The following is a 1,324-nucleotide window of genomic DNA, read 5'->3' as shown; positions in this document are numbered from 1 at the left end:
ACAGATCTCTTGACCCTAGATTTAAACGACGACTCTAAAAGATATGGATAATCACTATGAACCGTTGAAATTAACTTAGCAGCTGGCAACCTGGTTAAAGATGCAAAAAGAAATGGTGTAAAAGAGTGTGCGTGCACCACATTAGGATTTATCAATAACAACAGCTTTCTGAGGGCTCGATATCCATCAAACATTAATCTAGAAGGATTAAGAACAAAAACGTCACGAGCACCAGAAAAATACTCCCTATCAGAATAATCCCCTTTTAATAAAACAACAAAAGATTCAATGCCATTAGCATTACAATGATCTATTAAATCTCTAACAACAGAGGTAATCCCGCTTTTAGGCCAATGCACAACGTGACAAACCCTCAGGCAACTATCGTTCTTCATTTCCATCGCACAAAACACTTGATTTTCCAAAAAATAAACTTGGCCTTTAAATAAGAGTTTCCTTTATGAAAATTCGCAATCAAATACAATAACTTTCGTAGCCATTCTGGCGGCCATAATTTAGTTTTTTCTGTGCCACGAGTAAAATTAAACGTAATATTAGGTGCTCTTTCTGGCAAGCCAACAGCATTTATTCTCACAGGCCATAATCTGTAAGATATAGAAAGGTCTGTCGAAACATCTATTTGCAGAACGGCCGTCCGCCGCAGCCTTTCATCCCAGGTTAAATCGAAAAGAAAATTCCCCAAGCTATAGGCAATAACAGATCCGTTATAAAGCTCCACTTTTTGAAATATGTGAGGATGATGCCCCAAAAAGATATCTACACCAGCATCCACTATCTCTCTGACACAATGAATATCATTTTCGGTAGGGGTGTCTTCTGCTTCAATCCCAAAATGCAAAGATAAGACAAGAATATCTACATCAGAGCGAATATGCTTAATATCAGAAATGACCGATTCTTTTTGAAACTCTGAGTAGAATTTCTGCCCTGGAATATAGGCTTCTTCAACTGCCGAATAACCTAAGAAACCTATCTTCAAGCCATTAACGGTTTTATACAAAGGTTTAGGTTTTCCTGTATTAGACTCCAAGCAACCAACTACATCTATTCCTTGACTATCTAAAATACCAACCGAATCTAAGAAAGCTGCTCCGCCATGTTGACAAACATGATTATTAGCAACGTTAACTACATTAAAGCCTCCAGATAAAAGTGCATCCGCCGCTTTCGGAGAGCCCCTGAACGCTACTGAGTGAAAGTCACTAGGATCGTAACCCTTATTAGAAATGACACTTTCTAAATTACCAAATACTATATCTCCACTCTTTAAGATTGGTGCAACATCTTCAAATATATGATGAGA

Annotated in this window: 2 protein-coding genes; both read right to left on the bottom strand. The window is 37.8% G+C overall.

All coding sequences use genetic code 11. The annotated features are described in order from the left end of the window. A partial coding sequence (locus tag A3739_RS28310) for a glycosyltransferase (protein WP_156502750.1) occupies positions 1–401 on the bottom strand: 401 nt, incomplete at its 3' end. Continuing rightward, positions 392–1,324, bottom strand: a 933-nt coding sequence (locus tag A3739_RS21835) for a CapA family protein (RefSeq protein ID WP_197472486.1), incomplete at its 5' end; no start/stop codon positions are given. The genes A3739_RS28310 and A3739_RS21835, both read right to left, overlap by 10 nt.

It is taken from the genome of Oleiphilus sp. HI0067 (genome assembly GCF_001635735.1).
Note: the sequence above shows the minus strand (reverse complement) of the source record. Positions and strands in the feature narration are given on the sequence as shown.